Below are 6,401 nucleotides of genomic sequence, written 5' to 3'. Positions count from 1 at the left end.
GTTTAGTGTTTGGTTTGTTGGTTGTATTGTATGACCTTATTGTTAGAGTTGTAAACCCGATCTACATCTTGAATCTGTCATATGTGCTATTAGTTGATTGAAGGATTCATTCGGCACTGGGTAGCCCCCATCAACGTTGTTATCAAAAACGATTTCTCAATGAAGCAATCTTATTAATTTCATATTGATAGTTACATTTTCCTTTAAAATAAGCCTCCATGCTTTTAAAAAACTCATCCGCTCCATCTAATAAAGTCTCAATCAATTCATTTTTTGGTAGTGCTACTTTATAATAGTCGTTAGCTTTTATCTCATACAGCACTTTATCCCCAGATATTGCTTTTAATCGTAGCTTTACTGGTTGGTCAGGAAAGTAAGTCTCCCCTTCCCCTGTATTTAATAAATTCTCTATTACATTTAAAATGTACGCCCATAATTGGTCAACTAAATCCCATAACGTAATATCGAGTAAAGACTGTTCGAAATACTTTAGAGTAATTGCTCCATTTAAATATTCAAAGTCTAATAAATTTTCGAGATTCAATATCTCACGAGTATTTTTAATCTGAACAAAATACTCTTCGACATTGGATTCTATAATTGATAGGTCATTAATTTTTCTGTCCGGTCTACTAATTAAGGTATCTACATAAAACAATTTGCTCACCTACTATTCAGGATAAAATTGACCAACTCTGCCTTTGTTTAAACCAACTACATATTCCACCCCATTATACATTCCCTTTATTTGATAACTAAAGGTCGTACCATTTTTCAATAAGGTGTCCCGATTTTGTTTCATTATAGATTCTATCGCATCTGCCACCTCATCTATTGTCATATCTTTATTCAGAAAGGTCTGTTTTACTTTTATTGATCCATCCCAATAATCGGGATGATGTCTTTCAAGAATATGCTTCATTCCTCGTTTGTCAATTAAGAAGTTTTGATTTCCAAATGTAAGTTTTCGGCTCTGAAAATTGTCGAGAGCATTTACTACTTTGCTTGGTTCAGGTTTGCCCGTCCCCTAAGTAGTAATCTTAAAATCTACTAAAGGAAAGGCGGCAACTGTTTTACCAATTACCACCATTATATCAGCTTGCTTGACGCTCTGTTAGACTTACCGCCCGATACTCGGTCTTGTTCTTCATCATGCTGTAAATGATGTTCACGAGCCTTCTCATGACGCATATCAGAGCTTGCTTCTTGGTCTTGCCTTCTGCTAACTTCCGTTGGTAGAATTCGTAGAAGACGGGATTCCGTTGCTTCTTGTTGTCCCCTTTGGCAACTTGGATTTGCTGGACCGCAAGGTTATGGAAGATGGCGTTCAGTACACGATTACCTTGTCCACTAGCTTGGTCTTTGCCCTTGCCGCCCGAACTAAAGCGTACAGGGGCAATTCCTGCGAATCGGGCTAGCTTGTCGGCATTCGGGAAGCGGCGTATATCTCCAATTTCAGCCACCAGTTCTGCCGCCGTGACAGTGCTAATACCGTCCATCGACTCTAGCCTGTAATCGGTCTGTGTCAGCACTTGCCGAAGCTGTTCCTCGATTTGCTTGATGAGTTCCCGACTTCTCCGCATGTCCTTCACCATGTTGACGATGAGGAAGTCTCTATATTCTTGGAAGTTCCGCTTCGTCTCACCATCTTGCTTCACCAAATCCAATATTTCTCCTGCCTTACGGGTCGAGCAGGTGTTATGACTCGCTTCACGTAAATACTCTGCCAGTTCATCCACCCCCACCGTCAACGCCTGATGCGGTGCAGGATACTTCTCCCAGAAGGCAAGGGCGGCTTTACCGTCAATGTCACAGAAGAACTTCTTGTAGGACGGATAGTGATAGCTTAATTGTTGGTGCATTTGATTCTTCAAACCACTGGCATGTTTGACAATAGCGTTCCGCCTTGCTACCAGTTGACCTAATGTCCAGTACAAGTCTTGCGGATTCGCATCCGGCAGTTCATCGAGCCTTGCAAGGAGTACCTTGGCGATGCAGAACGCATCCCAACTATCACTCTTTTGCGTGGTCGCATGGCTCATTCGTTCGCTGTAGGACAAGGCGGAATTAACTTCCTTGACGTTTTGCTTCTTCTCGACAAGGTGTACAGCTAACGCTCTGCCGTTGCCTCCCGTATCTTCCAACCCATAAACAGGGGTCAAGCCTTTTGGCGTATGCTTCTTGACGAACTTCATCAGATCATCAAAGGCAGACGGTTTATTCTCAATCTGGATTTCACCAAGCCGTTCGTTCCAACAATTGATGATAACCGCCGTATGGTGGGCTTTATGTAAATCCAGACCGACATAGATGTGATATTGCTTGTAATGACTCAAAAGACTTCACCTCTGATTACGGATTCTGTCGTGACTTAGGTAAAGAATAGGGGCAACCTCAGTTCAAGCGTTACTCTTTTGAGCCGCAATGGGACGCAAGCCTCTCTATTCCTTGCCGTGGTTGTCACAAGTTATTTTAGTTCAAACGCCAGAAATGCTTTTGACAATTTTAAATGTAAGAATTCCAAACGTACCTTGTCTTCCAACTGATGGAGGGTTAGCAACACTTCTTCCACCATCCGTTTGTCAAAAATCTCGCCATATCGGTAGATATGGTCAAATATCGCATGTTGGCATTGTTCCAACGTTGCCAATTGCTTGTAGTAGCGGTCTTCGTGCTCGACATAGCCATTGTAGGTTTCCATCTTCTCCATGCCGCCACCGCCTATATAATGGCTTGATGAAGCCCACTGGCTTCAATGCCACCGTAGAGATAAATCCCCTCGTACAACGGGCGGCGATCAAGGATGCGTTTAATCTGTACCTTGGTAAACTTCTTTGCCTGTTGTGTCGTAAAGCCGTCATCATTCATTTGATACGCTAATTGAGATAATGACCAGTCAGGAAATAACTCCTTGAGTTCAAACAATCGCTGTACAGCGGTGGCTTCATCGAGGTTAATTTCGATTACCTTCTGACCTTTCTTCGCTTTGTAGCCGAACGCCGCTCGACCTCCGGCGTAGCCTCCTTGCTGTGCTTTCTTGTTGCGTCCACGACTTAGCTTCATGGAGATTTCTAAGCGTTGGTATGCGTCAAGCAGTTCCATCAGTCCGTTGATTAGGAAGTCTGACGGGTCTTTCTTGAAGATGCTATAAGTTGGCTGTTCGATGCTCTTTACATCCACGCCATGTTTTTTGAACTCTCGATGAACGAGAACTTTCACGATGTCAGACCGCCAGAGACGGCTTGTATTGAGTACGACTACCGTATCCACATCTTGGGCGGCGATTGCCGTCAAGAGGCTCTGAAAACCAATTCTATCCACCTCAAGGGCTTCCTCGTCTATCTTCGCACCACTGATTCCTTCGTCAGTAAAAATGTGAAGTAAGTTCCATCCTTGTTCCTGACAGTAGGAACGGATTTCGTCCTGCTGATAGGATAAGCTGTAGCCGTCTTTGGCTTGTCCTTGTGTCGATACTCGAACATATCCGATGACATTCATGCTATTTCCTCCTCCACCGTTACGATAATTTTGATTAACGTTACTCACTGAATAAATTTTGGACGTACTCTTTTCTTGATATGACAATACTGCTAAACTTGCATTACTTACGATGAATGGAATAGCGATCTTAACGTGACTTATAGTCACATTCTGTACTCTGATTATAAAGTGACTTAAAGTCACTGGTCAAGGAGTTTTTCTTATGTTTAATCGAGAACTATTTGCAGAGCGATTTAAAACCTTGCGTCTCATGAAATCTGTCTCACAGCAGGATATTGCCGCATTCTTGGGGGTTGACAGAACTATCGTTAGTCATTGGGAAAGAGGGACACGAATACCTAGCTTAGAAGTTGCCTACACCTTGGCAGACTATTTTGACGTTAGCCTTGATTATCTAGTTGGACGTTCTGAGTGAAACTTCCCACTACCCAGAAAACATCTACAAGACTCTGAGAGCCGCAACACAACACCGTCCACACTTTGACTTCTATTGTATTAAAATGCCTGTAACGGCTTCCTGTGCGTTCTCAGAGCCATTGAGCGAACCGCCCGATGGGGCGAGGGGAGCGGCGGCGGAACTCTATCTTTGACTCTTGAGTAAAGCATCCGTAAAGAGTTATCCGCTGTCTTTATCATCCATCCAAGAATCAATAATCTCCCCCGAAATCGCAGACCGCCAATGGCGTGTCTGCTGTTTCTTTTTCAAATGATTCTTAGCTTGATTCTTCTTGAATTGAATCTTATTTAATGATTCTTATTAGTGAGACTATCTGACGGTTCGTGACAGACTCTACGTCTACGAATCAGACTCTCTGTCTGGCATTGCCGACCCTCTGTCGAATTCGTGGACACAGAGTCTACAGCCTTCATTTCTTGCTTTTAACCGACTATATGACGGCTATCTGGACAGAGAGTCCGCTGAAATAACAGACTCTCCATTATTGACCGTTAACATCTGGCGGAAATCGTTTGGCAAATACGGTCATCAGGAACTGAGCATAGCTATCCAAGATTTCCTTCTCGGCAAACTTCTCATATGGAAAGCGTCTCTCATGCAGTTTTTCGAGTCGGGTAGTATACGCCTTGTAGTCGTCGCTCTTGACGGTCTCTTGAATCCACAAGGTCAGTTCTCTCTCGTTTACCTGCTTCCTCACACCTCCAATGAACTCATGAGTCTTCTCTGACACGAGCAAATACGGATGAACGTGAAGATAGTTCGGCAAGTAGTAGGCATTGTTCTTGCTCTGACTGACCAGAATCAGCTTTTTCTCTGTCAATCTTGCGATATGACGCTCTACGGACTTGGAACTGCATCCGAGATTTCGGGCTATCATTTCGATGGTGGGGTAGCACTGGCTCTGGTCGCTCATATAAGCCACTAGGTCAACGAGAATCAGCTTCTCATACGGACTTAAACCGTAACACCGATGGATTTTATGCGGCAGAATGGTGTATCCCTTGTGATGCCCTGTAAAGTTACTCTCCTTGGCAACCTCATCCATGTACGTATTAGCGGCTTTGTTATTCTTAGTCAACCAGAAGTCATTGTACTTCGCTTTCATCTGCAATCCCTTCCTTCTTGTGCTGTTATGCCGCCATCGGGCGGCTATGGAGTAGGGAAGGCGGCTAGCCTGACACATATCCTTACCTGTTTATGTAAACTGGTCGTCACCAGATTGTTCGTTCACGATAATCATCGCGGCAAGTAGCCAGATTGTTGCGGACAATTTGCAGATAAGTCCTGACAATATTAATTGTCGTGCTATCCACCCTAGAAGGTGCGATATATTACCTTCTCATCTTCCCTATCGTAGTGGCGTAATTTACAGTTGCGATTGATTTCAAAAAACTGTGAGAAAGCGAAGATAACAAAAAACAGGTTAATCATGGTGGTATCTGACCATAATCAACCTGTTCAATGTAACGCAATAGCGTTATTTAGGGTATAAAAGTAAAGCGTTGATGTGCGTACAACCGAAATCGAGAAATCTTCATACGGGTATTACATAGGTTAAATCTGTTATTGGTTGAATGATGAATTCATTCGGCACTGGGTAGCCCCCACTAACTAAAACTTAAAAATCTTCATCCCAGTTCTCTTTAGCTTCACTGAGTCTTTCGGATAAAAAATCATAAAAATCGTTTGCTCGTTTCCCACTGAACCCTGCTACTCTATCCCATGATATTATAGGACATTCGCCATCCAATAAATTTCCTGTATCAAGGCAATAAAAGAATTCGTCACAGTCTTCAATTACAATGTATTCCGATGGTAGTCCGAGATTGCGGAGTCTTTCAGTATTTGATACAACAGAAGGGATTGCTGATTTCCCACATCCTAGGATATCTACACCAAAGAGTCCACCTGAACCATAGTTTTTTAGAAACCATTTATAACTCTTCGGAAACACAACATTTAGTTCATCTTCGATTTTTGTAATTTCTGTGTCAGAGACTCCACCAGTAAAATCAGTATCGTCAACGTGATCTTGAATAAAGGCATTCAATTCGTTTCGTTCCAATTCTTATCCCTCCTTGAAAATTATCAATATCTTACTCTTTTCCTTCTAGTTGCTTGGCTCTCCATCTCCAGTACTTCGACCTAAAATTGTTGTACTGTTTTTCTAATGCAGGATTATTTCTAAAACTACCGCCGTTTTCAACTAGCCCATGCAATATTTTACTATATTCATCATGTAAACTCGCAGGTAATTCTACCATAGGACCAGGTTCTAATTGGATTGTATGATGAAGTTCTACTTTCGTACCATCTTTCCAATAAGGCGGTCTACCTTTTTTCATTAATTCAAGGTTTGTTAATCCAGTTTCAGGGTCAACTCGATTCCAATCAATATCACTTCTCTGATATACACGCCTACTAATATCTTTCGTCTGTCCAT

The 6,401-nt window shown here is 42.5% G+C and carries 9 protein-coding genes; 1 reads left to right on the top strand and 8 read right to left on the bottom strand.

All coding sequences use genetic code 11. The features are described from left to right. Positions 1–142: 142 nt before the first annotated feature. From PXY01_RS21765 to PXY01_RS21745, 5 genes are all read right to left on the bottom strand, one after another. Entirely contained in the window at positions 143–658 is a 516-nt protein-coding gene (locus tag PXY01_RS21765; RefSeq protein WP_127573206.1) for a hypothetical protein, read from the bottom strand. A 12-nt stretch (positions 659–670) separates the two neighbouring features. After that, positions 671–922 carry an EndoU domain-containing protein gene (locus PXY01_RS21760; protein WP_246028061.1) on the bottom strand — a complete coding sequence of 84 codons (252 nt, stop codon included), beginning with the start codon at positions 920–922 and terminating at the stop codon, positions 671–673. Between the two features lie 172 nt (positions 923–1,094). Then, positions 1,095–2,336 (bottom strand): IS110 family RNA-guided transposase, encoded by a 1,242-nt coding sequence (locus PXY01_RS21755; RefSeq protein ID WP_127573202.1) that lies wholly within the window; start codon positions 2,334–2,336, stop codon positions 1,095–1,097. A 131-nt stretch (positions 2,337–2,467) separates the two neighbouring features. Beyond that, on the bottom strand, positions 2,468–2,710 hold the full coding sequence (locus PXY01_RS21750) for a hypothetical protein (protein WP_127573200.1): 243 nt from the start codon (positions 2,708–2,710) through the stop codon (positions 2,468–2,470). 11 nt (positions 2,711–2,721) lie between these two features. Beyond that, positions 2,722–3,498, bottom strand: coding sequence for a recombinase family protein (locus tag PXY01_RS21745; protein ID WP_127573198.1), 777 nt, complete (start codon positions 3,496–3,498; stop codon positions 2,722–2,724). A gap of 205 nt (positions 3,499–3,703) precedes the next feature. Between PXY01_RS21745 and PXY01_RS21740 the strand changes: the two genes are divergently transcribed. Continuing rightward, entirely contained in the window at positions 3,704–3,916 is a 213-nt protein-coding gene (locus tag PXY01_RS21740; protein WP_127573196.1) for a helix-turn-helix domain-containing protein, read from the top strand. Positions 3,917–4,439: 523 nt separating this feature from the next. Here PXY01_RS21740 and PXY01_RS21735 read toward each other — a convergent pair. The 3 genes from PXY01_RS21735 to PXY01_RS21725 form a co-directional block, all read right to left on the bottom strand. After that, positions 4,440–5,063, bottom strand: coding sequence for a helix-turn-helix domain-containing protein (locus tag PXY01_RS21735; RefSeq protein ID WP_127573194.1), 624 nt, complete (start codon positions 5,061–5,063; stop codon positions 4,440–4,442). Positions 5,064–5,576: 513 nt separating this feature from the next. After that, positions 5,577–6,023 (bottom strand): SMI1/KNR4 family protein, encoded by a 447-nt coding sequence (locus PXY01_RS21730; protein ID WP_127573192.1) that lies wholly within the window; start codon positions 6,021–6,023, stop codon positions 5,577–5,579. A gap of 31 nt (positions 6,024–6,054) precedes the next feature. After that, positions 6,055–6,401 (bottom strand): HNH/ENDO VII family nuclease (locus tag PXY01_RS21725; RefSeq protein ID WP_246028060.1); only part of this gene is annotated, 347 nt, incomplete at its 5' end.

It is taken from the genome of Paenibacillus xylaniclasticus (assembly GCF_004001065.1).
In the GTDB taxonomy this organism is placed as follows: domain Bacteria; phylum Bacillota; class Bacilli; order Paenibacillales; family Paenibacillaceae; genus Paenibacillus_T; species Paenibacillus_T xylaniclasticus.
Note: the sequence above shows the minus strand (reverse complement) of the source record. Positions and strands in the feature narration are given on the sequence as shown.

Bases quoted from the DNA above. Each gene is read 5' to 3' on its own strand.
- PXY01_RS21760 (WP_246028061.1), bottom strand. From the start codon at position 922: ATGAAGCATATTCTTGAAAGACATCATCCCGATTATTGGGATGGATCA.
- PXY01_RS21750 (WP_127573200.1), bottom strand. From the start codon at position 2,710: ATGGAGAAGATGGAAACCTACAATGGCTATGTCGAGCACGAAGACCGC.
- PXY01_RS21745 (WP_127573198.1), bottom strand. From the start codon at position 3,498: ATGAATGTCATCGGATATGTTCGAGTATCGACACAAGGACAAGCCAAA.
- PXY01_RS21740 (WP_127573196.1), top strand. From the start codon at position 3,704: ATGTTTAATCGAGAACTATTTGCAGAGCGATTTAAAACCTTGCGTCTC.
- PXY01_RS21735 (WP_127573194.1), bottom strand. From the start codon at position 5,063: ATGAAAGCGAAGTACAATGACTTCTGGTTGACTAAGAATAACAAAGCC.